A 24,221-nucleotide genomic window follows, 5' to 3' on the forward strand; every position below is an offset into this window, starting at 1 on the left:
TTGAGTTTATTTACTATCTTATTGGTTCTGTACCTTCATTAAGTATATTTATATAGTCCATATAAGTATATACCCGGCGGCGTTCCTTTCCGGTTATCTCTTTGACAATGTTCATGGATTCCAGAACAGCCAGATTTCTCAGCACCGTAGGCAGTGACATTCCGCAGGCATCCTTAAGTTTCGCTGTACTCACAATAGGATGGCTCTGCATATATTTATGTATTGTAAGCACAGAAGCGTTTGATTTTTCTGAACTTTCAATCTTTTTTCTATCCGCATCAAAGAGAGATATAATTTTTCTGGCTGTTTCCGTTGCCTGTCCTGCTGTAGCCTCAACACCCTCCAGAAAAAACTTTACCCACTCCTCCCACTCGCCCTTCTCCCTGACACTCTGCAAATGGCTGTAATACTCATCTCTCCGGTTTTTAAAATAGAGGCTGAGATAAAGCAGCGGTTCCTTCAGCAGACCGTCAACGCATAAAAGAAAAGTAATCAGTAGCCTCCCCAAACGTCCGTTGCCGTCAAGAAAAGGGTGGATTGTTTCAAACTGAACATGCGCCACAGCGGCCTTTATCAATGCCGGCATTTTAACTCTTTCGTCATGGAGGAATTTCTCAAAGTTATCCAGACATTCCATCACATATTCAGGCGGTGGAGGAACAAACCGCGCATTTCCCGGTCTGCTTCCTCCTATCCAGTTCTGCGTTGTACGAAATTCACCCGGCTGTTTTGTTCCGCCGCGCGCATTAGTCATGAGTATAGTGTGTATCTCTTTTATAAGCCGAAGCGAAAGCGGAAAATCCCTGAGCCGCTCCAGTCCGTGATTCATGGCAGCAACATAGCTTGAAACCTCTGCCACATCATCAACAGGCACACCCGGAACCTCATCGTTTTCATAAATAAGCAGATCGGAAAATGATGATTGCGTCCCCTCTATCTGAGAAGAAAGAAGAGCCTCTTTTCTTACATACATATAAAGAAAAAGCTGCGGATCAGGCAGAACGACACTGAGACCGTCAAGCCTGCCCACTGCAACTGATGCCCTGTCAAGCAGCGGGTATATTTCAGCCATATTTATGGGGGGATCCGGCGGCAGAGGTTTGGGCAAATAAGCACTGTAATACTCGCCTCCGACAACGGAGCTTTTAATATACCGCCCTATTCTTTTACCATTATCCACAATCCACCTAACTAACGAAAAACGCATTTTAAGTTATTTAAAATATAATAACTAACACGCGTGTTACTTACAACAGAAAAACTGAAATTAACTAACGAAAATACGCAAAAACGTTATTTAATTTCCTTTGCGATCTTCGCGGCGAACTCCTGCATAGCCTGCGGGGTGTCGTAGCTTACGTGTCTGGCGGAAAAGCGCACCTCATCCCCCGCATATCTGGGGACAATGTGCAGGTGCGCATGAAAGACCTCCTGTCCGGCGGCGGCTCCGTTATTCTGATAAATATTCACACCGTCACAGTTAAGCGCTTCTTTCATGCCGTTTGCTATTTTTGTGAGCACGGGATAAATCTTTGCCGCCACATCAAGAGGAGCATCGAATACATTCACAAAATATTTCTTGGGAATAAGCAGAGTATGCCCGAAATTAACCGGGCGGATGTCCAGAATCGCCAGAAAATCATCATCCTCATAAACCTTCGCACTGGGGATTTCGCCGTTTATAATCTTAGTAAAAATTGTTTCCATCAAGCCCTCCGGCACTGCTCTTTACTGCTGAAATCATATTAAAGCAAACCCCGCATGCCTGCAACCCTGTAAATTCATTGAAAATACGGACGAATAATTTATAATCTAAGTATCTCTCTTTACGGAAAGGAGCCTGAGAATGAACGGAAAACCCAGAGAATGCAACACCGACCTCCTTATGGTTTATAAATATTTCTCACATAACATACGCACCTCAACCTCAACCATTGTTGCGATGATGGAGGCGGTGAAGGACGGGTTTGACGATGATACGGGCGAAATGATGGAGCTTGTGGCGCAGTCGGGCTTTCTGCTTGACCTTTTTGACCGCGGCATGAGCGCCACTTTCAGATATATAATCGCGGACGAAATAGAAAAACGTGACGATGAAATTGAAATCGGCAAGCTCACAGAACACCTTCTGGAAAAAACATGCGTTCTCAGCGAAACACCGGAAACAGATCTGGAGCTTGACATAGACAGTGATTTCAAGGTCAGAAATAACGCTTACCTGCTGAAAAGCATTTTTCTTATAATACTTTATGAAGCTGTCAAAACCTCATCAGGCAAACTGGAGATAAAAGGAAAACTCCCCCTTCTCTCCATAAAATGCAGTAACGGATTTACCGGCTTTCCGGAAATTATACAAATTTTCTCCGAAATGTTTAAAAAAGTCGGTATAGTATTAGAATATGACTCAAATTCCATATCCATGAGGTTTGACTATGAAAATCTTGATTGCAGACGATGAGCTGCGGCTGCGAAAGGTGGTTGCTCTTCATCTGAAAAAAGCGGGCTTTGCCGTTCTGGAGGCGGGAAACGGCAGGCAGGCTCTGGAAATGGCAAAGGAGCAGAAGCCTGACGTGATTGTTCTGGATATTATGATGCCGGAAATGAACGGACTGGAAGCCTGTGAAGCGCTCAAAGCCGACCCGGAGCTTAAGGATGTGCCTGTTATTCTCCTCACTGCCATGGCGGAAGCAGGAGACATAGAGAAAGGCGGAGCCGCAGGGGCGGAGTATTACCTTACTAAGCCTTTCAGCCCGAAAGAGCTGATAGACAAGATAAACAGCAACTTCAAAAACTGAGAAGGAGCCGCAGACCTTGAAAAAAATAGCTTACAGAGGCTCAAAGGACAACCTGAAGCAGTTTCTGCTCCTGCTGAAAGACGAATGCCAGTTCGTGCAGGAGGGGGATGAGGATTTGCTCATTATAGAGATAGACAGCCTTGAAACCCTATTCAAACTGCCGAAAAAGTTCAGCGTTCCGTCCTTTTTCTTCATAACTACAAAAGACAGACGGGTGGTGGAATCTATCCGTCAGTATTATATTTCAGGTATTTTCACCCCGCCGCTCAAAAAGGAGGATGTGCTGAAAAAGCTCTCCGTGTCTATGGCCTCCACCAACAAAGGCCGCAGCAGCGGCGAGCTTGACACACTCAAGGCCAAGGTTCTCGCCAAGGCGGAAAGCATACCCGCCCTGCCCGCACTGGCTAAGGAACTTCTCCGTCTTTCCAGAAGCGACAACTCGCAGATCAAGGACTTCATAGTAAAAATCAAAAAAGATCAGGGGATCTCCTCTAAAATCATAAAGCTTGTCAATTCGCCCTTTTACGGACTCAGGCAGGAAATAAGCAGCATAGACCGCGCCACGGTTCTGCTGGGGATAAACACTGTGAAGAACCTTGCCCTCGCGGTCTCCACTGAGGGTTACTACAACAAGCATTTCAACCTCTACAAGTCCACCGGGCAGGGCATATGGGAACACTCAGTGGCTGTGGCCATGCTTTCCGAATCACTGGCGGAAATGCTGGGCGAGGATGCGGACGCGCTTTACCTCGCCGGGCTGATGCATGACATCGGCAAGTCGATCCTTGTGGACTTCCTTGTGCAGGAAGTGGACACAACGGAAGACGAACTCGCGCAGCTCGGCATAGACCATTCCACTGTGGGCGGAACAGTCCTCAAAAAGTGGGCAGTGGCGGACAGCATAGCTACAGCCGTTATGAACCACCATGATAAAGCGGAAGACACGTACTCCAAAATAGTTTATTACGCCAACAAAATAGAAAGACACAGAGATTTAAGGCAGGAGATAATAGGCGAAATAGCTCAGGACTTCGGCAGGAGCTATGACGATGTGCACTCCGCCGTAGCCGAAATTTTAGATACAAAAACGGATGAAATGAATGCTGATACTCAATAAACAGCTTTTTGACACTTTCTTTTCCCAGAGTACAAACGAGTTTTTCACAAGGCTGTACAATTTTCTCGAATCTGAAGAATCCGGCGCATTCACCATATGGAAGTGCGAAGGAAACCTCTGTGAGGCTGTCTCAGGCAGACATTCACGCTCGTCTGCCACGTTTGATATTTTTGACCTCGGCTATGAAGGCGCGGCGGTTTCGGAAAACAGCAAAAGCGTGGATTTTTTCGATGAAACAATCAATCTGGACTCCTCCTTTTTCCTTGAAAGCAGAGGTAACGTGATGGCATGTATCACCTTTCATGAGGAAGCAGGGAAGGATGCCCTCACCATGCTTGAACCCTACTCCCAGTATCTGGGCAGCAGGCTGGACGAACTCAGAGCCCGCGACAGCAGCCTGAGTACCTATGTCAACTACCAGAAGAAGATAGACTTTGTGAAAAAAGGGAGCATGATCTTCAAGGCGATAGAGCTTGAAGAGGTGCTGGCGGTTTCGCTCAACTTCTTCATGGAGGTCTTCTCCGCTGAGGCAGCATGTGCAATCCACAAGGATAACTTTAATGCAATCGGGCTGGAGGAAATATCAGTCCGTGAGCTTATCAGAATAAATGGCATACCCCTGTACGACTATGTGATGGAAAACCGCCGGACGGAATTCATCGAATACGGCATAGACGCAGGTGAATTCAATATAAAAAACCTGTTTGTGGTGTTTGAGCCAGCGCAGGATATTGTTATCCTGCTGTTCAACATCCAGTTCGATATAGTGCCGGACAAGGAATTTTCTGACATAGTATCATCAATAGTTTCCATCGCCGTGGAAAACGCCCTGAACCACGAAACCATGACCCGCCTCAAGATGGAGGAGATGGAGATGCGCACCACGGGCGATATACTGAATAAATTTGTTCAGCGTGACGTGCGTGTTTACGGCGATGTGGAGATTCAGGGGATAAGCTACCCAGCCAGAACCGCCGGGGGCGACTTCTTCTACATCTGCGATGTCAGCGGCAGAACCTTCTTCTGTGTTGCGGATGTCTGCGGCAAGGGGTACTCGGCAGCGGTGTTCACTGTTGTCTTAAGCGTTTATGTTTCCCTCTGCTCCGCTTTTGAAGGGCATGAGAAGGTGCTTGAGAAGCTTGTGGAGTCCCTCAACAGGTTTCTCATAGGCAAAAGCTTCGGAGACCGCTTCATCACTGCCTTTTTTGCCCTGTATGATCCGGAGCGGAAAACACTGGACTATATCTCCTGCGGGCATGAACCTGCCGTCCTTTTCAAAGGGGAAAAGCAGGAACTTTCCTCAGGCTTTCTCCCGCTCGGCATAATAGAGGATGAGTACAGGCAGACAGCCGTCAGCATTCCTTCCGGTTCCTCGCTTTTCATTTACACCGACGGGGTAATTGAGTACACCCCCCACGAAAAGCTTGTACCGGAGGTGGAAAAGCTGATAAAAGATGATTGCAAAGACATAGTTAATAACCTATATAACGAACTTGTAACGGATAAGGACTCCCAGAAGGACGACTTCACCTGCATGTTCGTCCGTTTCAGATAAACCGATGAATAAGGACTTGATCTTGGAAAAAAAATCAAAAGACATTCAGCAGATGTTCGATGACATAGCCCCTAAATACGACTTTCTCAACCGTGCCCTGAGCTTCCGCACGGATGTCGCATGGCGCAAAAAAGCAATCAGGCTTATGAACGTTCAGGACGGGCAGACCGTGCTCGATCTCGCCTGCGGCACTGCGGACATGATGATAGAGCTCACAAAAACAGGCAAGAACGTAACCCTCATCGGCGGTGATTTCAGCCATAACATGATGAAGATAGGCAAGCAGAAGATGCCCGGAGGCATATTCAGCGTCAGTGATGCGCACTGTCTGCCGTTTAAGGATAAATCCTTCGACCGTATAATGATAGCCTTCGGCTTCCGCAACGTAACGGACAAGGCGCAGGGGTTAAGGGAAATGCACCGTGTGCTTAAGGACGGCGGATGCGCGTGCATACTTGAGTTCAGCCAGCCGCAGAACCCCTTCTTCGCATGGGTTTACAGGCTGTATTTCACCAAAATCCTCCCTTTCATAGGCGGCATTATCTCCGGCAACAGGAAGGCATATGAATATCTGCCTGAGTCTGTCTACAAATTTCCGAAGAGAGATGCCTACCGCATAATGATCCTTGAAGCGGGCTTCAAAGAAGCGGAGTTCAACCCCTTCACCTTCGGGATCTGTGACGCCACAATCTGCCGCAAATAGCAAGGCTCACAGTATGGAGCGGGATTCTTTCAGGGCTTATCTCACTCATCTCTCAGAAACGGGCAGGCTGGAGACAGCGTCCGAACCTGTTTCATGCGACCTTGAAGCGGCTGAAATCGCCAGACGCGCCGTCGGCAGGTGTGCCCTTCTGTTTAAAAACCCATCCGGCGCTGCCTTTTCCCTTGTTATGAACGCCTTTTGCTCAAAGTCCGCAGTCATGGAATCCATCGGCATAAACTCCGTTCATGAAGCACCGGACTGTCTCCTTGAGGAAACCCTTCCCGGACAGTTCAGACCGCAGGCAGTCAGCAGCCCCGGTTTCAGATATAAAGAATTTTCAGACCTCACCTCACTGCCCGCCATACGCACATGGAAAAATGACGGCGGCTTCGCCCTCACCCTCCCCTGTGTGATCACAAAGGATAAAACCCAGAACTGCGGCATGTACCGCGTACAGATACTTGATGAAAGGCGCGCTGTTATCCACTGTTATCCCGGCAGCGGAGCGGCGGAGCATATGCGGCTCGCCGGGGAGCGGGGGGAAGAGAGCATTGAAGCCGCGATATGCCTCGGTGCGCCGCCGTCAGTAATGCTCGCCTCGGTAATGCCGGTTAAGGCGGACGAGTTTGAAATATCAGCCGCACTGACAGGCAGACCTCTGAAAACTGCTGATATTAAAGAACTGAGCGTTCCTGCGGATTCCGAAATAGTGCTTCACGGCAAAATCTCCCTCACGGAGACGGCAACGGAAGGCCCCTTCGGGAACTACACTGGCGGCTATTCCGCACAGGAGGCTTTCCCCGTTTTTACTCTTGAAAAGGCGTACCACGCAGAAAATGCATTTTGTCCCAATACCGCAGCCGGGGCTCCCTCTGCCGAGAACGGCCTTCTGGCGGATGCGGCTTTCAGGCTCCTCACAAACTCCGTAAAACGCACTATGCCGGAGCTTGTGTCATTCGGGTTTCCGCCCTTCGGCGTGTTCGGACGGATGATCTTCATCGCCCTCAAAGACGGTGCGGATATAAACAGGGCAGCGGATAATTTCCTTTTCCGCAAATACGCAAACATCTGCATTTTCGATGAAAAAACGGACACGGAGGACACTGCCGAATGCCTCCGGCTTTTTGCAGGAAGCAGGCTAGTTAATTGTGAACAAAACAGAATTTTTGACTGTAGACTAAAAGATACACTCCGCATTTCAACAGATGAAGCCATAATAAAAAAGGTTGAAGAAAACGCATACGGATTCGGGGAATGGATAAAAAGAAAACCGCTTTAAAGTTCATAGAATTTCTGGACAGCCGCTACGCAGATGCGGAATGCTCCCTAAGACACGAAAACCCTTTTCAGCTCCTCACTGCGACAATACTCAGCGCACAGTGCACCGATGCGCGCGTGAATATAGTCACGCAGGGACTGTTCAGGAAATACCCTACACCTCAGCATCTTGCAGATGCGGACATGGAGGAACTGTGCGCGGATATAAAACCCACAGGCTTCTTCCGCAATAAAGCGAAAAGCCTCATAGGGATGGGCAGAAAGCTGATCAGCGAACACGGCGGCGAAGTGCCCGGAACCATGGAGGAACTGATCAAAATCCCCGGAGTAGGCAGAAAAACGGCTAATGTCATCCTCGGCAACTGCTTCGGCAGACCCGCCGTGGTTGTGGACACCCATGTGAAGCGCATAGCCTTCCGCCTCGGCCTCACAAAAAACACTGACCCTGAAAAAATAGAGCAGGATCTCATAAAAATCATTCCGCCGGAGCGCAGTGCGGAATGGTCGCATCAGGTGATACTCTTCGGGCGGGATATATGCACAGCCCGCGCGCCCAAATGCGTGGAATGTCCCATAAACGGAATCTGCCCGGATTACGCGGCAAGAATAAAAAAGCATCTTAAACCTTGAACGCGGGGTTCAGGGAACTATCTTATAAGAAAAGCCTCACGGAGATTTTATTTATGACGCTGAACAGGGGATTTGTGCAGATATACACCGGCAAGGGCAAGGGCAAAACAACCGCCGCACTCGGTCTGGCTCTCAGGGGCGCAGGCGCAGGGCTCAGGGTGTACATAGGCCAGTTCCTTAAAAGCGGAAAATACTCCGAGAACATCTCAGTTCATTCCCTTGAAAAAAACATAGTCATGGAAGCTTACGGCAATGACCGCTTTATCTGCGGCGAACCCTGCACGGAGGAGATCCGCCTCGCCGAGCAGGGGCTGATAAAAGCAAAGAACGCCCTCCTTTCCGGCATGTACGACATAGTGATTCTGGACGAAATCAACGTTGCCATCTCACTCGGCCTCATAAAGGAGGAGGAAGTGGCAGATATGATTAAGATGCGCCCTAAAACCGCCGAACTGGTTCTCACCGGCAGAAGCGCCCCCGCCTCCATAATGGAGCTTGCGGATCTCATAACCGAGATGAGGGAGATAAAGCACTACTTCTCCTGCGGTGTAGAGGCAAGGGAAGGTATAGAAAAGTAACCCCCGCCCCCGATCTGACAAATCATTAACAAACATTTGTCACCCTTTTCACACCCCTAAATATAATAATGATTTATACGGATATTATTTCCGTGAATCTTCATGTGCAGGTGTGCGGATGCTTCCTCAACATTGGAAAGAGTATTTGTCAAAAGTAGAGCATGCATTTCAGCCCATAGTAAACCCATTTTCCGGCGTGACATTCGCCGTGGAGGCGCTGCTGCGCGGCTGGGAGAAATGCGGTTTTGACTCCATAGCAGAATTTTTTGACACAGCCTTCAGGGAGAACCTTCTGTTTCAGGTGGACCTGGAACTCAGGCGAAAGGCCATGATGAAGTTCCGCACCATAGAGGGCTCCCGCAAGATGAAGCTCTTCTATAACTACGACATCCGCATTGTAAACATGCCCGACTTTGAGAAGGGGCGCACCAAGGCGCTGCTGAACGCAAACGACATTGAGCCTGATGCCTTCTGCTTTGAAATATCCGAACGCCACAAGCACAGCTTCATAAAGAACACCAAAAATATTTTCGAAAACGTGAAGCAGTACGGATGCCGCATAGCTATAGACGACTTCGGCGCAGGCTTCGCCAATTTCGAACTTTTCTACTATTCAGAGCCTAATTTCCTCAAGATAGACAAATTCCTTATTCAGGGGATAGACGAGGACATCAAGAAAAAGAAATACTGCAGCAACCTCACCAGTCTTGCCCATTTCTTCGGCATAACCATAGTGGCAGAAGGTGTGGAGACCAAGAAGGAGTTCCTCACCTGCAAGGAGCTGGGGTTCGACCTTATTCAGGGTTACTTCATACAGAAGCCCTCAACGGATGTCAAAGAGATCATGCCCGTCTACAACTCGGTTCAGTACATAGACCAGACGGACAAACGCGACCTCAGCGAGGATGCCTACCTCATATCAAACGAAATAGTGAAGCTAAACGCAGTGAACGTCAGCGAATCCGCCGAACGTGTTCTGGAGAACATACGCAACCATATGAACGTGCCCATAGTGCCGATAGTGGACGATACCGATATGCCGCTGGGGATAATAAGCGAGCGCAACCTCAAGGAATACCTTTACCACCCCTTCGGTAAGGAGCTTCTCCATAACAGATCCCTCACGGTAAACATACGCAAGTTCATCACCTCATGCCCGATAGTTGAAATAAACGTGCCCATCGAAAAGATACTTGAGCTTTTCGTGGCGAACAAGGAAACGGACGGGGTAATAATCACCAAAGGGCTGAAATACTTCGGCTTTCTCACTGCCCAGTCTCTCCTTAACACCCTGAACGAAAAGAACCTCGCCTTCGCCCGCGATATGAACCCTCTGACCAAGCTTTCAGGCAATAGCCTGATAAACGGCTACCTGAACGATGCTTTCAGGGATGAGCACAGCCAGTACTTCCTTGTGTATTTCGACTTTGACAACTTCAAGCCGTTCAACGACCGATTCGGCTTCCGTCAGGGGGACAGGGCTATTGTTCTCTTCTCGGATATTCTCAAGAAGGATTTCAGCGGCAAAAACGAGTTCATAGGCCATGTCGGCGGGGATGATTTCTTCGGCGGCATAAGCTGCAACGGAATGGCCTGCTCCCTCGCTGTTGACAAAATCAGAAAAACCATCAAGAAGTTCACTGATTCTGTAATATCCTTCTACTCCCCCTCTGAGGTGAAGCAGGGTTACTACACAGGCAAGGACAGGCAGGGAAATGACTCGGTATTTCCCCTTCTGAGCATAAGCGCCGCCATTATAGAGCTTCCTGCCGGCAGAAGGGAGCATACGCCGGATGAGATAGCGAACATTCTGGCGGAACTGAAAAAGAAAGCCAAGGCATCGGAAGAAAAAATAGCCGTTGCCTCCATAAGCGAAGCACTGGCGGAAACTGCCCGCTGAGAAGATATACGGCTCCCGTTGCAAAACTGAGCCCTTTTTGGTAACCTGATTAATCCGGAAACACTGCCCTAAGCACTTTGTTTTCCGTACTTCTCAAATCAGGAGGGCAAAATGGGTTTCAAGAAACTGCTCATTGACGGCAAATGGACTGACACCGGGTCATACCTTGAGGTAAAGAACCCTTACGACGGCTCCGCGGCGGGCACAGTATGCACCGCAGACAGGGCGCTGACGGAAAAAGCAATTCAGGCAGCATCCAAAGCGCGCAGGGTCATGACCTCGCTCACCGCAAAACAGAAAGGGGACATACTGGATAAAACCGGCTCCCTCATCGCAGAATATTCAGAAGACTTCGCAAAAATCATAACCGCAGAAGCGGGCAAAGGCATAATGTTTTCCAGAGGCGAAGCGGGCAGAACCGCCGAAAATTTCAGGTTCGCAGCAGACGAAGCCAGACGCCTCGGCGGGGAGCTTATTCCCTACGATGCCTCAGCCTCCGGCGCAAACCGCTTCGGCTATTATAAGCGCTTCCCCATCGGCGTGGTGGGAGCCATCACCCCTTTCAACTTCCCCTTAAACCTAGTTGCGCACAAAGTCGGCCCCGCAATAGCCGCAGGCTGCCCGATAGTGCTTAAACCTGCCTCATCAACCCCGCTCACCGCTGTGCGTCTTGTTGAGGTTCTCCTTGAGGCAGGGCTCCCCGAATGCGGAATAAACCTTGTGGTGGGCTCAGGCTCAGTTGTCGGCAACGCCATGGTGGAATCAGAACTGATTAATATGCTCACCTTCACAGGCTCACCCTCAGTGGGGCTCGGCATAAAAGCGAAGGCGGGCATAAAGAAAGTCACCCTTGAGCTGGGCTCAAACTCAGCCGCTGTCATCCATGAGGACGCAGACATCGCATACGCAGTCCCCAAATGCGTGGTGGGCGGCTTTGCCAACTCCGGTCAGGTGTGTATAAGCATACAGAGGATATACATCCACGAAAGCAGGTATGACGAATTCCGTGATATGTTCGTGAAAAGCGTACAGGCAAGCGGATTCGGCGATCCGGCGGATGAGAAAATCCTTGTCGGCCCCATGATTGAGGAATCAGAAGCTGCCAGAGTCGAGGGCTGGATAAAGGACGCTGCTGTTAAGGGAGCAAAAATACTCACAGGCGGCGGACGCAGAGGCACAATGCTTGAACCCACTGTGCTTGAAAATGTGGACGAGACAATGACCGTGGTCAGCGAGGAGGCGTTTGCGCCCCTTGTGTGCCTAATGAAATACAAAACGCTGGAGGAGGCTGTGGAGCGTGTGAACAACTCCCAGTTCGGCCTGCAGGCGGGAATATTCACCAAGGACATAAAGAATGCCTTCTACGCCATAGAGCATATGGAGGTTGGCGGTGTCATGGTGAACGACATGCCCACTTTCAGAGTGGATCAGATGCCCTACGGCGGCGTGAAGCTCAGCGGAACAGGCAGGGAAGGCCCTAAGTTTGCCGTGGAAGAAATGACTGAACTTAAGACCGTGATGTTTAATCTTAATTAAATGCTTATGAAAAAATTACTGATACTCCTCGCCGCATTCCTTGCACTGACGGGAGCGGCGGATGCGAAACTGAAACTTGACGAAACTGTTAAATCGTTCTTCCCCAAACCTGCCAAACTCACCGGCGGGGAGGAGCGGTGGCTGGGGACGGGAATCACGGAGGCCAAGACGGCAAACGGCTTTATCTACTCCACATCCTACTCCTATTACTCGCCTGATGTTCAGCAGATAATGAACATAAAGCGCAAAAAGACATTCGATGTCAAGGCCACTGTCCATGCCTACAACAACTATGTCACCGCCTTTGACAAATATGAGGAACTGGCGAAAAAAGCCCCGAAAGGCAAGGTTCAGGAGATAGGCTTCGGGGACAAGGGTGTATTTTACTATGTCCCGAAATCCGCCTACATAAACGATGCGGACTTCACTATCGTATTCCTCAACAAAATCTTCGTTGCGGAGATTCAGGCGGATGACGGGTTCGCCCTTATGGATGCGGCAGCAAACATAAACGCCAATATACAGCGCTTCATACTCTCGAACATAGAGTTTTTCCTCGTGAGAAACATAAGCATCTCCGTAACTGCCAAGGGGTTTGAGCGCACCTCAGACATTCTCGGCTTCACTGAGGAGGAGCCAAAGGAAGTCACAGTAACAGGTAAGGTTTTCAGTGAGGATTCCAAGCCGCTGGCAAATGCCGAGGTAGCTGTCCTTGAAACAGGAAAATCAGTAAAAACAGCCGCTGACGGCAGCTACAAATACTCCGTCAAAATGGGCGGCAAAAAGAACGTAAACATTGCAAAAAACTTTTACCTTAAAGAGATAAAACAGGAGAAAGCGGCCGCTCCCTCCATTGAGGACGGGGTTTTCTCCGTGAATATATTCAAGACGGACGGAACTCAGGAAGCCGGTTCGGTATGGAAGCTAGCCTTCTACGGCAGCACTGTGCACGGCAAGGCACTTATGGGCGAAGAGGGCAGACAGCGCCTTTACCCGCTCAAGGGCTCCTTTGAAAACGGCAGACTGTCCCTTACGCTGGACTGCCGCGCGGGCGGTTCATCCTTCAAATGCGTGAGAAATTTTGAAGGCACTCTGTCGCCTGACTCTGTAAACGGCACATGGACAGGCACGGGGGGCGGAGGTGCGTGGAAGCTGGCACTTAACTCATACTCCGAGATAACCGACTACATATACCTCACCGAGGACAACTCCGAGTTCTCCCGCTTTGTAAAACAGGGGAGCAAGACCCGCACGGAAAAAGGCGCACTGACCGTCACCGCCAATGACGAAAAAGTCTCCGGCATTCTCTTCTCCCTCAAAAAGGACAGGCCGGAGTTCAACGAAGTATTCATAAAAAGCGCAAACCTTGTGCTCACCCATGTCCCCCAGCAGCAGTCGGGAACCATGCGCCTTTTCAGGTACATAACCGAGACTGCGGATGAAAAAGTCAGCCCGGTTACAGCCACAATGGTTTACTCAGGGGACGCGGTAATGAAAATGGAACCTTACGAGATAGAGGCCGATATAACCGATTATCTGTTTTCCAGCGCCAGAAGCGGCGTACTCATTGCCCCTATGCTTCAGGGGAGCGCATCCGGCAGCCACACCTTCGCAGGGCATAATGTTAAACCCGCGGCATACGCACCGAAGCTGAAAACCATACGCTATGTTCCGTCGGACGAAGCCGATAAAATAGCCCCGGTAACAGTAAGAATCAAAAGCCTCAGCGGAAAGGACATGGTGGGGGATAAAAACGTGGTGAGAGGGGACGGCGAACCGGACACAGTTTTTGAAGCGGTGTTCCGTCTGCCCGGCAAAACCATAACCTCCATGGAAATTTACGGTGAGGGTACAGTAACCAGAAAGCGGAACACCGACCCGCTTGACATTTACCCTGTCATAGGATTTATTAAAAACGGCATACCGATGAACGATGCCAGAGGCGGGGTGAAGCTCCTTCTGGAAGGTACGTCCGAGAAGTTTGATCTCCACATAGCCCCCATAAAAGAGGTTGATGCGGACAAGCTGAGATACCGCATAGTGATAAGCGGCGAAGTTTTTGAAGGCACAGCCGAAAAACAGTAAATACAGGCAAAGAAGATACAGATGAAAGAATTATACGCAAAACTCAGAACAGAACCGTTCATAATAACCGGCCCCTGCGTTATCGAAAGCAGGGAAATGATAATGAAGCTCTGCGAAAAGCTCAAAGAGATCACCGAAAGGCAGGGTTACACGTTCATATTCAAGGCCTCCTTTGATAAAGCCAACCGCACCTCCATAACCTCTTTCAGAGGCCCCGGACTTGAGGAAGGGCTGGCCATCCTCGCCGAGGCGAAGGCACGCTTCAATGTCCCCGTTACCACGGACATACACGAAGCCTCACAGGCGGAAGCGGTGGGCAAGGTGGTTGACATAGTGCAGATTCCCGCCTTTCTCTGCCGCCAGACAGACCTGCTGACTGCGGCTGCTAAAACCGGGAAAATCGTAAATATCAAAAAAGCGCAGTTCCTCTCCGGCTATGACATGGAGCATCCCGTGCAGAAGGTTGAGGAATCGGGCAACAATAAAATCATGCTCACAGAAAGGGGGAGCATGTTCGGCTACAACAACCTTGTTGTGGACTACAGAAACCTCATCGATATGAGCACATTCGGCTACCCTGTGATTATGGATGCCACCCACTCTGTGCAGAGACCCGGCGGTCTGGCAGGCAAAAGCGGCGGAGACGGCAGACTGGCGCCGAGCATGGCTTATGCGGCGGCGGCTGTGGGTGTGAAGGGCTTCTTCTTCGAGGTGCATGAAAACCCCGCCGAAGCCAAATCGGACGGTCCGAACATGATTCCGCTGAACGAATTTGAAAACGTGCTGAAAAAGCTGAAAAGAGTGATGGAAGCGGTTAAAGGATAACAGACCTGAAAAGCGAAGCAGTCTTTAACGCATATCGAAGACTGCTTCGGCGCACTTTATCTGTCGTAATAATAAAGCACAGTGCCCACTGTACCGTCGGTGAGGTTGCTGCCGCACATCCCTTCCGCTGTCCATGCGGAACTGCCCAGAACACCGGCTTTGACCTTTCCTTTGGTTCCGTCCATTGTTTTATCTATCGCCGTATCAAGGCTCACTGCCGCATAGCAGGGAACTTCCCTGAGCACTATCACGTTTTTGCCGTCAGCATCCTGAGCGAAATAAGCAAAGCCGAACCCGCCCTTCATAGATGCAAGAGCCGAATTGCTTTCATCTGAAAGCATTCCAACCGCCTTAAGCTCGCTGTAAGCTGTGTCCGGATCGTCCTGCGCTGTGCCTTCCGCACATAAGCCCGAAGGGGTTCCGTCAAAGTCGCTGAGACTCAGAGCCAGCCCCTTTTCGTCCACAAGCCCGTCACGGTCACAGTCCCCGGCAAATCTGCCGAAGCGGTCGTAAAATGTGTACTGCATATTTTCAAGGTTTTTCACATCAACGATGAAGCTCTTGGTCTTTGCGCCCTGAACAAGCTCTCTCCCCTTTACCACCATGCCGAGGATTATTCCGATAATAACCAGAACAACCGCCATCTCCACCAGAGTAAAACCTTTTCTGTTCATATGAATACCCGCTTTTTTTTCTCAAACCCATCATATCAGCATTAAAGCGGCTAAACAATAAAATGATCTTTCATCTTTTCCTGTTTGTCTTCCTTCATATGTTGTTGTATTTTTATTTATGAAATTTTTAGCCGCAGAGTTTGAAGGAAACAGAACGGACACAGCGTCCCGCGCCGCCCTTTTTGAAAAGAGAAAAGGGCTCTTCGTCCTTTCGGGGGTATTCTCCGCAAAGGCGGATGACCTGCTTTCCGTAAAGGGGAGCGAATCACTGGTTATCTGCTGCGGCTGCCCTGATTTCTCCGCCGAGACAGTTTATGCTCCCGCCGCGCTGAAAGGCTCATCTCTCAGGCTTTTTCTTAAATCAAAGTCCATGAAGTCCGGCGAAAGAAGCACCGCTGTCTTCGGAAAATGCTCAAACACCGCAGACTCAGGCGAAAAGGAATGCCCGGTATATATAATGCCTGACAGAACATACGAGCAGGAGAGCGGGCTGGACTATGAACAGCGCACCGCCGCGGATATATTCACGCTCTCCCCCGCTGCCCTCTGCGGGATAAGCGCTGCCCAGTACCCGGACAGAACCGTTGTTCACGCATATGCGGATGAAAATAAAGTAATAATCACCGCCTCAGCCGGAGAGAACATATTATACGCCAGAACTGCCCCATGTCAGGACGGAACAGCACTTGCAGACGAGCTTGATCTGACTATGGCCTACATCACAAGAAACAGGGGCATAAGCCCTGACCTGCTGCTGCTCTCCGGCCTGTTCGCAACAGACGGGCACACGGCGGACGAAGTGCGCAAAGCACAGACAGTGCAGGCCGTCTGCGCCGCTCCCGATGGACTGCTCAGCGAATGCACGTTTGATGCGTTTCATAAAATAATACTCCCCTTCGGTGCTGTGCTGAACGGAGCAAAGTTTGACTTCACACCCGAAAAATACAGAAAGAAGAAGGCATTCGCAAAAACAATGCTGGTTCTCAACTCGCTCCTTCTGGTGCTTCTTGTTGCGTTCACAGCACTGAATCTCCATATGTTCTCCTCCTACAAAACAAAGATGGAGAAACTCACAAAAGCCGCTTCCGCCCTGCGGACTGACAGGGAAAAAACAGCGGAGCTTCTCGCCTCCTCGCCTTCTTCCGGGTATCTGCTTACCTACCTTGAACTTCTCTCTGACAGAAACAAAAACCCCATAAGGCACTTGCAGGCTGTGGAGCCGCTTATAATGCACATAGGGTTTGACAGGGTGATAATCAGCAGGACAGACCCCCTTGTGGTTGCCTCCTCAAAGGAGTTCGGCACTCTCAACTCCCTCACAGAGTTTGAGGAGGAGATAAAGGCGGAGATAAACCGCCTGCAGTCCCTGAAATACAGCGTTAAAAACGAAAGCAGATTCAGCTATGACGACCTCACAGCCCATGTGAAACTCAGCATAAAAGCTCAGGGGGAGGCGGAATGAAGATATTGGGCAGCTACAGGCTGTTTCTTCTGCTCCTTGCCGCATGCGCCGCCACGGCGGGCATAGGCTTAACTGCGCTGAGGCTCAATAACGCCGCGGATACGGCTCTGGCGGATATTAATGTGCGCGCTGCGGTGCTCAACGCAGAAAAAGCAGGGGAAAAAATTGATGCCCTGCACGAAGCTGCGGAAAATGCAGATATATTCATTTTCTCCGAAAGCGATGCCCGCAAGTGGTTTCTGGATGCGCTGGACAGCTTTCTCAAGAAATACGATGCAAAAGTTGTCACCCCCATGCAGAAAACCGACAGCGCATTCCGCAGCCGGGTTTCATTCCGCTTTACGCCGAAAACACCGACCGAACTGGCCATACTGCTGGAATATATGGAAAACTCGGTTGCCCCCGTCTTCATAATAGAGAGCACAGCCTTCATCAGCACTGAAAAGGAAAGATACATAAACGTCACGGCGGAGATAATCCAGCCATTTTACGGAGGCGGCAAATGAGAGCGGGCATTAAGGAGATCCTGATGATTGCTCTTCCTTTTGTGATAGCCTTCGGCGCTGTGTACGGCGTTTCCCTCGGCGGCGAGTACCTCATTATGCCTGCGGAAAAACGAATAGAACGCCTGCCCTCCTCTGCCGACAGCGCTTTGCGGGCATACAGCGACCAGGCCTTCCGCCTCAGCAGTGCCGCCCTGCCTGAAAAAACGGAACGCTTCACACTGCGCCCTCTGGATGACGGCGGGCTGATAGCCCAGTTTGATAATTCTGACATATACGAAAAGCTCGCAGCCGAAGAAAATGCCGGACCCGCAGAGGCCGCAGCGGTGAGAGAAGAGCCCGAAGGCCCGCCTAAATACAGAATAAGCTCCATCCTCAAAGGGGAAGACAGGACATTCGCCGTAATTAACGGTAAAATATATCACAGAGGAGATAAAATCTCCGAAGACGAACACATAGCGCGTATTGATACACGCAGGATTCTTCTTAAAGGCAAATGGGGTGAAAGATGGATTGCCGTAAGCTTCTGACAGTTATGTTCACTATGATTTTTATCTTCGCCTGCTCCGCTAAAAAGCCGGAGCCCCCTGCGGCGCAGACGGAGGAACCTGCAAAATCTGAGCAGAAGGAAGTAAGACTGCCGCCTCCGCCGCCGCCTGTTTTCGGCGGAGAGCTCAAAAAGCCCGATCCCCTTGAAGGACGCTACATAACCGTAAGCGCCGTTGAAGCGCCGCTGTCCTCAATCCTTTACATGGCAGCGGCCGAATCCGGCATGAACCTTGTGATAAGCCCCGAAATAGACATCAACAGACCCGTCACCCTTAACCTCAACCGCCTGCCCGCAAGGGAGGCACTGAACATCATCACTGAAACAGCCGGAATATATTTTGAGACTGACGGCAACATACTCCGCATAAGACCGCTGACTGCAAAAACATATAAGATCCCGTACGTCCACACCGTCACTGCCTACTCATCCAGACTGGGCGGGGATATAATCGGCGGCGCGGCTGAAAGCGCCGGTACTATGGCAGGTTCATACAACCTCGAATTCACCAACCCCGGCGAACGGAACGACCTGTACAGACAGATAACCGAAGGGGTGCGCAGCATCATTTTCCCCGGCAGGAACACAGACTCCGGCAGTGACACTAAAACTGCGGAGTTCTCCCCGTCCGGAGAGGGGTTCAGCCTCAATATGTTCACCGGCATACTCACTGTTCAGGCGGGCAGGGGCAAGATACAGCTTATAGACAGATACATGGATGCTGTGCTGAAAGAGACATCAAAGCAGGTGCTCATAGAAGCCAAAATGGTGGAAGTGACACTTAACGACATAAATTCCTACGGCATAAACTGGGACAATTTTTTCTTCAACGACCAGCTCCGCTACAGGCAGAACTTCGCTACCTCCAGCGCAGCGGCGCTTGAGAACATAGGTCTTACTCCTGTTGCGGCAATCTCATACGCATCCGGCGGTGCAAACGGTCTGCTTAATCTTATCTCCCAGCAGGGCAAGATAGAAACCCTCGGAAACCCGCGGATACGTGTTGTAAACGGTCAGAGCGCGATAATCTCCTCAGGCAGCCTTATCCCCTACTGGGAAAAGAACGTTGAGGACGGTGAAGACCTCCGCCGCGTTGTCAGCTACAACAGGATAACCATTCTGGACGGTATAATGCTCGGCGTTACCCCTTACATACACGATGACGGAACAATAACCCTGAATATTATCCCCGTCTCAACCATGGCTGAAAAGGACAAGGTTCAGCTTGGCGAGGAGGGGGAGATTGTTGCCAGCTTTCCCGTTCTGAACCTGAAGGAGGCGGGCACTGTACTCAATGTCCGCAACGGTGAAACGGTTGTTCTGGGCGGAATGATAGACAATTATGAGGAGAACACCGAACAGCGTGTTCCCTTCCTAGGCGACCTACCCATTGTGGGAACCCTGTTTAAATCGGTTAACAAGCGGAAGGTTAAGAAGGAGCTTGTGATTTTTATAAAAACATCGGTGATAAACATTTGAAAAAGCTGATAGCCTCCTCACTCACGGCTCTGTGCATAGGTTTTTTTGCCGGCAGTAAGTTTCAGCCTGCGCCGCCGGATACAGAAGCGCCCGCAGAAAGCGCAGAGAGGGAATTATCCTTCGCTGATTCCGGCCTGAAAGAAAAAACTGCGCCAAAAAGCGCAGCGGTTCTGCCGGATGATTTATACATCAGACTCAGGAACGAGGCGGAAAAACCCGCCCTGAAAAAAACCGGTCAGACCGCAGTGCAGACTGCTCCCCTGACCGCGCCGGAGCCTCCGTTCATTGAGGACAGCGCATCAAAGGCGCACAGGGAGGCCGCATCCGGCATTAAGGCACTGAACAGCGGCGACTGCGCCAAGGCCTCCGTCTATCTGGAAAAGGCGTACTCCCTTAAAAAAGACAGAAACATCCTCTCCCATTACATGACTGCCCTCCTCCTCTGCGGTGAGGCGGAAAAAGCGGCATCGCTCGCCCCGGCGGCGGATGCGGATACTCTGGCGGATGTGATCGAGGCGGCGGTTAAGGCTTCAGCCCACAGGGCTGCCGTTGTTCTCTTTGAAACGCTGGAGATAAAGGGAAGCGGAAAACTTATGAACGCAGCCGGACTGGCGTATGAAGCATCCGGAAATACGGGAAAAGCGGTTCTGATGTACAAGGAAGCCTACAGGCTTAACCCGGCAGACCCTTTCATTTCTTTCTCAAGGGCAAGGGCCGCTGATATGGAAGAGGATTATGCCGAGGCAGTATTTCTGTACGAAATAACAGCCGCCGCGGCTGCCGGAGCAGAGCTTAAGAAATATTCGGTAACAAGAAGCGCCCAGATCAGGGAACACCTTGCCGCCGGAGCTCCGAAAACTCCTTGACCTCTTTTATTATGTAAGGTTTCTTATCCTGACTTTCAAAATATGTTCTCAGCACCTGCTCTGCGATAAAGCCGGAGGAGACAAGCTGTATACCCCCCAGTGTCAGCACAACACCGAGAAGAAGAAGCGGCCTGCCCCAGATATTCTGCCCGAACAGCTTGAGGACTATCATATACAGGTTGATAAGCATGCCGAAAAACAAACCGAAAAAACCCAGAGTGCCGAAAAGGTGCATGGGGCGCTGTGAATATTTCTTAAGGAAAAGGACAAGCATCAGATCGCTTATAACCTTTGTGGTTCTGGCTATTCCGTATTTTGACTGACCATATCTCCGGGGATGGTGGCGCACATCCATTTCATCAATCTTCGCCCCCTGAAGCACGGCAAGAACAGGGATAAACCTGTGCATCTCCCCGTAGAGGCCGAGGTTTTTTGCTATGTCCTGCTTAAACAGCTTCAGTGTACAGCCGTAGTCATGTATGTAAACCCCGGTAAGGCGGGCTATGAGCTTGTTGGCTATGCTGCTGGGGAGCTTTCGCAGTATGAAGCCGTCCTGTCTTTTCAGCCTTCTTCCCGCCACAACGTCCAGCCCTTCGCGTTCAAGCTTTTCTATCATTGCGGGTATATCTTCGGGATCATTCTGCAAATCGCCGTCTATTGTGGCTATGTAGTCACCGTCTGCATAGTCTATTCCGGCCGCCATAGCAGGTGTCTGCCCGAAGTTGCGCTTAAAGCGGATCAGAAGCGTGCGTTCATCCGCATACTGTTCCACCATCTCCACTGTTTTATCCCGTGAGCCGTCATCCACAAGGATGATCTCGTAATCTATGCCTGAAAGAGCGCTTCTGGTCTTTTCCAGAAACGGCTTTATGCTCGCCTCTTCGTTGTAAAGAGGAACCACGACTGAAAGTTTCATTCTGCCTCCGCAACCTGTATCAGACGATAACCCGCCCACTCTTTTATTGTAACATAGGGCCGCCCGATTTTTCCTGTTTTATCAGAGTCGATAAATACAAAGCCGCCTTCATCCGGGAGATTTTTATCAGCGTTCTTTCCGTAATACACATTAAAAGACGGCACACTGGCTGTCCAGAGGTTGACCTTAATATTTCTCTCTGCCGTGTACAGAGCGGCCTCCTTGACCGGAGCCTGCTTAATATCCGCAACAAGGGGGATGTACATTACATTAAGCGAAATAACCGTAAAAAATGCCAGAACAGCCACAAAGGTTCTGTAGCTGAGGGTTCTGATGAAGCTCATCACCAGCGACACGGCAAGCATGGCCGCAACCGGAACAGTGTATGACATATCAAGCCTGCGTGCCGCCTCCAGCAGCATTTCCGCGGAGGCTGTGCTGTTCACCTTCGCGGCAAAGGAAGGGATGATAAGAGGCAGACAAAGCAGAACGGCAAAATATATAAAAACAGGAACGGCAAAAAGCACCTTCTTCCTGTGGTTGTTAAAAACATAGGCGCAGAGGATGAAAAGCGGGGTCATCCCGCTGAGGATAAGGTGGGGGAGCTTGGTTCCGCTGAGGGCAAAAAATATGAATACGAAAAAGAACCAGATCATCATGTATCTGGAGAAAAAATCGTTCCAAAGCGGGCGCAGCCTTTTCAGAACACTGAACAGAAGCGATGTTCCGGGCAGAAGACCGGCAAGCAGAAGCGGAATGTAATATGCGAAGCCGCCCCCCTGCCCTTCTGCCGCCCCGCTGAACCTTCCGGGGTTATTTTTCGCAAGGAAGCCGTTTATGAACGCATCGCCGTATTCCATGTACTCAACAACATACCAGGGCAGAGCCACAAGGAGCATTATCCCAATCCCCACAGGGGAAAAGACAGCCCTTACCCACTCCTTCATCCTCCCTGCGGAAAGAAAAAACAGCGCACTCACTGCAAAAGGAACCAAAGCGGCAACAGGCCCCTTGGTCACAGCACCGAGACCGGCAGCGGCAAATGCCAGATAAACGTACTTTTTCCGCCCCGTTTCAAAATGCCTGTAGACGGCAAACATAGAGCCCGCAAGAAACATATTCAGCAGAATATCCGCCACGGCAAGCTTTGCGAATACGGAAACGATAACGGATGAACAGGCTATAAATGCGGAATTGAACGCCATCTCCTCGTTTCTGGTATCCTTGACAAAAAACAGAATGAGCAGAACCCACCCGCAGGCAGCCAGAACGGAAGGGAGGCGAAAGGCAAGCTCTCCTGCTCCGAAAAGATTGACGGAAGCAGTCTGGAGCCAGTATATAAGGGGCGGATTATCAAAATCAGGTCTGCCGTCCATGTACGGCGTAAGGAAATCGCCCCCCTGCGCCATAGTCATGGAGCCTTGGGCGAACGTGCCTTCTGATGTGTCAAAAAGAGGATTTGAAGCCGCACCGAAGAAAAAGCTGAAAAAAATAAGCAGACAGAGCAGCAGGTATTTTAATGCACTCTTCAATATTCACCACCATTTTGTCCCTAAGAAGAAGACTATCACAATAGCGGTATTATGGAAACATTTCAGTAAAATCAGATGTGCGGAACTTTTATATTCATGCTCTCAAGCTGCTTCTCCACATATTCCATGTGTTCCAGCATATACTCGTATGCCTTTTCGGGGTTCCGGCTTTTTATGGAGTCAACTATCTTCCGGTGGAGACTGTCCACCTCTTTTGTGCCGCCTGTGGCTCTTATATGCCTGCGGACCTCGAAGGTGACTTTGGTTATCCACTCATAAATAGTGTTCATCACATGGACAATGAGAACATTGTGAGATGCATAGGAGATGAGGGCGTGAAAGCTGGCATCGCTTTCATAATCCTTTTCGGAATCCTCCATTTCCAGCAGAAATTCCTCAAGCTGTTCTATCTCCTCATCAGTGGCGCGTTCCGCTGCGGCTCTTGCCGCCCATGTTTCAAGGATTTTGCGGAGTTCCATGAGATCACCCATGGCATCCTCCTTGTTGAGCATTTCGGTAAAAGCCTGTGAAAGCACGGGGGAGGCGGCGGACTGAACATAAGTGCCGTCACCCTGAATCTGCTTGAGAAAACCGTGAGCCTCAAGCTTCTGGAGAGCCTCCCTGAGTGTGGGTCGGCTGACCCCCATCTGTACAGCAAGCTCACGCTCGGAAGGCAGCTTTTCTCCGGGCTTAAGTTCGCCGCTGAGCACCAGATCTTTAAGCTGTCTGTAAATTTCGTCGCTCACTCTTTTTGGTTTTATCTTATGAAATCTCATTCACCCGACTCCGCACCAGATAATAATAAAACGGCGATATGACGCACCGCCGAAAATCAGACAGGAAAAGAACATATGCAAAAATTCAAGCCGAAAAAAGCATTAATCCTCACTTAAAACAGAGCAGGCTTTAAGCAACATCCATCAAAGGTTTTACCTTTTTAAAGCCTTGCCATCCATTAACATATACTACAAACACCGCCTCATGGCAATGACTGAATACGCTGTTTTGAAAATTGCAGAACCGGAATACATGTGAATAAAAATCTTCTTTCATAGCCGCTGTTTTACTGCTGCTAAAACTGCATATACACTTTATGAACAATTTTGGTATGGAATACTGGAAAATTTGAGTATATAATTCTTCTAATTATTTATCTGACTTAATAGCTGACTACGTGGTAAATTTTATTAAGAAATATAAAACTGCTGCAATTCTCCGGAATTCCGATCTATAAAAGGTT

General features: G+C 49.9%; 23 protein-coding genes. 17 read left to right on the top strand and 6 right to left on the bottom strand.

The genetic code is table 11. From position 1 onward, the window contains the following. Nucleotides 1-13 precede the first annotated feature (13 nt). Both OSQ85_RS00625 and OSQ85_RS00630 read right to left on the bottom strand, forming a co-directional pair. A complete protein-coding gene (locus OSQ85_RS00625; RefSeq protein ID WP_265820699.1) occupies nucleotides 14-1,180 on the bottom strand; it encodes a Fic family protein in 1,167 nt (388 codons plus the stop codon). 113 nt (nucleotides 1,181-1,293) lie between these two features. Continuing rightward, nucleotides 1,294-1,707, bottom strand: coding sequence for an HIT family protein (locus OSQ85_RS00630; protein ID WP_265820700.1), 414 nt, complete (start codon nucleotides 1,705-1,707; stop codon nucleotides 1,294-1,296). A gap of 139 nt (nucleotides 1,708-1,846) precedes the next feature. Here OSQ85_RS00630 and OSQ85_RS00635 point away from each other — a divergent pair, with 139 nt between their 5' ends. The 12 genes from OSQ85_RS00635 to kdsA all read left to right on the top strand — a co-directional run bounded on the left by OSQ85_RS00635 (nucleotide 1,847) and on the right by kdsA (nucleotide 15,002). Then, nucleotides 1,847-2,458: an ATP-binding protein gene (locus OSQ85_RS00635; RefSeq protein WP_265820701.1), complete on the top strand. Its 612-nt coding sequence runs from the start codon at nucleotides 1,847-1,849 to the stop codon at nucleotides 2,456-2,458. Beyond that, nucleotides 2,433-2,795 (top strand): response regulator transcription factor, encoded by a 363-nt coding sequence (locus tag OSQ85_RS00640; protein WP_265820702.1) that lies wholly within the window; start codon nucleotides 2,433-2,435, stop codon nucleotides 2,793-2,795. The genes OSQ85_RS00635 and OSQ85_RS00640 overlap by 26 nt, the downstream gene beginning before the upstream one ends. Nucleotides 2,796-2,811: 16 nt before the next feature. Beyond that, nucleotides 2,812-3,912 (top strand): HDOD domain-containing protein, encoded by a 1,101-nt coding sequence (locus OSQ85_RS00645; RefSeq protein WP_265820703.1) that lies wholly within the window; start codon nucleotides 2,812-2,814, stop codon nucleotides 3,910-3,912. After that, complete coding sequence (locus tag OSQ85_RS00650; RefSeq protein ID WP_265820704.1) at nucleotides 3,896-5,467, top strand: PP2C family protein-serine/threonine phosphatase; 1,572 nt, start codon at nucleotides 3,896-3,898, stop codon at nucleotides 5,465-5,467. The genes OSQ85_RS00645 and OSQ85_RS00650 overlap by 17 nt, the downstream gene beginning before the upstream one ends. 22 nt (nucleotides 5,468-5,489) lie before the next feature. Further along, nucleotides 5,490-6,170 (top strand): bifunctional demethylmenaquinone methyltransferase/2-methoxy-6-polyprenyl-1,4-benzoquinol methylase UbiE, encoded by a 681-nt coding sequence (ubiE, locus tag OSQ85_RS00655; protein ID WP_265820705.1) that lies wholly within the window; start codon nucleotides 5,490-5,492, stop codon nucleotides 6,168-6,170. Between the two features lie 13 nt (nucleotides 6,171-6,183). Then, entirely contained in the window at nucleotides 6,184-7,449 is a 1,266-nt protein-coding gene (locus OSQ85_RS00660; protein WP_265820706.1) for a UbiD family decarboxylase, read from the top strand. Next, nucleotides 7,425-8,078, top strand: coding sequence for an endonuclease III (gene nth / locus OSQ85_RS00665; protein ID WP_265820707.1), 654 nt, complete (start codon nucleotides 7,425-7,427; stop codon nucleotides 8,076-8,078). Before OSQ85_RS00660 ends, nth begins: the two co-directional genes overlap by 25 nt. A 53-nt stretch (nucleotides 8,079-8,131) precedes the next feature. Beyond that, entirely contained in the window at nucleotides 8,132-8,656 is a 525-nt protein-coding gene (locus OSQ85_RS00670; RefSeq protein ID WP_265820708.1) for a cob(I)yrinic acid a,c-diamide adenosyltransferase, read from the top strand. 118 nt (nucleotides 8,657-8,774) lie between these two features. Further along, nucleotides 8,775-10,556 (top strand): GGDEF domain-containing protein, encoded by a 1,782-nt coding sequence (locus tag OSQ85_RS00675; RefSeq protein WP_265820709.1) that lies wholly within the window; start codon nucleotides 8,775-8,777, stop codon nucleotides 10,554-10,556. A gap of 111 nt (nucleotides 10,557-10,667) precedes the next feature. Next, complete coding sequence (locus OSQ85_RS00680) at nucleotides 10,668-12,092, top strand: aldehyde dehydrogenase family protein (RefSeq protein ID WP_265820710.1); 1,425 nt, start codon at nucleotides 10,668-10,670, stop codon at nucleotides 12,090-12,092. A 6-nt stretch (nucleotides 12,093-12,098) separates the two neighbouring features. After that, nucleotides 12,099-14,177 (top strand): peptidase associated/transthyretin-like domain-containing protein, encoded by a 2,079-nt coding sequence (locus OSQ85_RS00685; RefSeq protein WP_265820711.1) that lies wholly within the window; start codon nucleotides 12,099-12,101, stop codon nucleotides 14,175-14,177. Between the two features lie 21 nt (nucleotides 14,178-14,198). Beyond that, nucleotides 14,199-15,002 (top strand): 3-deoxy-8-phosphooctulonate synthase, encoded by an 804-nt coding sequence (kdsA, locus tag OSQ85_RS00690; RefSeq protein ID WP_265820712.1) that lies wholly within the window; start codon nucleotides 14,199-14,201, stop codon nucleotides 15,000-15,002. Between the two features lie 56 nt (nucleotides 15,003-15,058). Here kdsA and OSQ85_RS00695 read toward each other — a convergent pair whose 3' ends face one another. After that, complete coding sequence (locus tag OSQ85_RS00695; protein WP_265820713.1) at nucleotides 15,059-15,676, bottom strand: type II secretion system protein; 618 nt, start codon at nucleotides 15,674-15,676, stop codon at nucleotides 15,059-15,061. Nucleotides 15,677-15,794: 118 nt separating this feature from the next. Here OSQ85_RS00695 and OSQ85_RS00700 point away from each other — a divergent pair, with 118 nt between their 5' ends. The 5 genes from OSQ85_RS00700 to OSQ85_RS00720 are packed head-to-tail and all read left to right on the top strand — an operon-like array spanning nucleotide 15,795 to nucleotide 20,533. Beyond that, nucleotides 15,795-17,138 carry a hypothetical protein gene (locus OSQ85_RS00700; RefSeq protein WP_265820714.1) on the top strand — a complete coding sequence of 448 codons (1,344 nt, stop codon included), beginning with the start codon at nucleotides 15,795-15,797 and terminating at the stop codon, nucleotides 17,136-17,138. Further along, nucleotides 17,135-17,644 (top strand): hypothetical protein, encoded by a 510-nt coding sequence (locus tag OSQ85_RS00705; RefSeq protein WP_265820715.1) that lies wholly within the window; start codon nucleotides 17,135-17,137, stop codon nucleotides 17,642-17,644. The genes OSQ85_RS00700 and OSQ85_RS00705 overlap by 4 nt, the downstream gene beginning before the upstream one ends. Continuing rightward, nucleotides 17,641-18,171: a hypothetical protein gene (locus tag OSQ85_RS00710; protein ID WP_265820716.1), complete on the top strand. Its 531-nt coding sequence runs from the start codon at nucleotides 17,641-17,643 to the stop codon at nucleotides 18,169-18,171. Before OSQ85_RS00705 ends, OSQ85_RS00710 begins: the two co-directional genes overlap by 4 nt. Further along, a complete protein-coding gene (locus OSQ85_RS00715; RefSeq protein WP_265820717.1) occupies nucleotides 18,150-19,667 on the top strand; it encodes a secretin and TonB N-terminal domain-containing protein in 1,518 nt (505 codons plus the stop codon). The genes OSQ85_RS00710 and OSQ85_RS00715 overlap by 22 nt, the downstream gene beginning before the upstream one ends. After that, nucleotides 19,664-20,533, top strand: a complete 870-nt coding sequence (locus OSQ85_RS00720; RefSeq protein WP_265820718.1) for a tetratricopeptide repeat protein — start codon at nucleotides 19,664-19,666, stop codon at nucleotides 20,531-20,533. Before OSQ85_RS00715 ends, OSQ85_RS00720 begins: the two co-directional genes overlap by 4 nt. On the opposite strand, the gene OSQ85_RS00725 is transcribed toward OSQ85_RS00720, so the two are convergent. The 3 genes from OSQ85_RS00725 to OSQ85_RS00735 all read right to left on the bottom strand — a co-directional run bounded on the left by OSQ85_RS00725 (nucleotide 20,493) and on the right by OSQ85_RS00735 (nucleotide 23,757). Further along, nucleotides 20,493-21,449 (bottom strand): glycosyltransferase family 2 protein, encoded by a 957-nt coding sequence (locus OSQ85_RS00725; RefSeq protein ID WP_265820719.1) that lies wholly within the window; start codon nucleotides 21,447-21,449, stop codon nucleotides 20,493-20,495. The genes OSQ85_RS00720 and OSQ85_RS00725 overlap by 41 nt on opposite strands. Then, entirely contained in the window at nucleotides 21,446-22,981 is a 1,536-nt protein-coding gene (locus tag OSQ85_RS00730) for an ArnT family glycosyltransferase (protein ID WP_265820720.1), read from the bottom strand. The genes OSQ85_RS00725 and OSQ85_RS00730 overlap by 4 nt, the downstream gene beginning before the upstream one ends. A 71-nt stretch (nucleotides 22,982-23,052) precedes the next feature. Beyond that, entirely contained in the window at nucleotides 23,053-23,757 is a 705-nt protein-coding gene (locus OSQ85_RS00735) for a FadR/GntR family transcriptional regulator (RefSeq protein ID WP_265820721.1), read from the bottom strand. Between the last annotated feature and the right edge of the window lie 464 nt (nucleotides 23,758-24,221).

Origin of the sequence: Geovibrio ferrireducens, from assembly GCF_026226615.1 — a bacterium.
GTDB classification, from domain to species: Bacteria; Chrysiogenota; Deferribacteres; order Deferribacterales; family Geovibrionaceae; genus Geovibrio; species Geovibrio ferrireducens.